Below are 440 nucleotides of genomic sequence, written 5' to 3' on the forward strand. Positions count from 1 at the left end.
GCACGCGGGGACTACGAGCGCGGGGACTACGACCAGCGCGACGCCGTGCGCCGCGAGCTGCCGGAACCGCCCCCCGGATCCGGGCACGTCCACCGCGGCGGCCCCGTCGGGCCGAACCTGCCCACCACCGGTGCGCCCGGCCCGCTGGCCGCGCAGCCCGCGCCGGCGACCGGTCCCGGTGAGCCGACCGCGCGGCTGAACCCCAAGTACCTGTTCGACACGTTCGTCATCGGCGCGTCCAACCGTTTCGCCCACGCGGCCGCGGTCGCCGTCGCGGAGGCCCCGGCGAAGGCGTACAACCCGCTCTTCATCTACGGGGAGTCCGGACTCGGCAAGACCCACCTGCTGCACGCGATCGGGCACTACGCGCGGAGCCTCTACCCGGGCACGCGCGTGCGGTACGTGAGCTCGGAGGAGTTCACCAACGAGTTCATCAACTC

Annotated in this window: 1 protein-coding gene; it reads left to right on the forward strand. The window is 73.4% G+C overall.

Translation table 11 applies throughout. From position 1 onward, the window contains the following. The coding region (locus KDL01_RS44325) for a DnaA ATPase domain-containing protein (protein ID WP_246577724.1) at positions 1-440 on the forward strand (440 nt) is incomplete at both ends.

Source organism: Actinospica durhamensis (genome assembly GCF_018139695.1).
GTDB classification, from domain to species: Bacteria; Actinomycetota; Actinomycetes; order Streptomycetales; family Catenulisporaceae; genus Actinospica; species Actinospica durhamensis.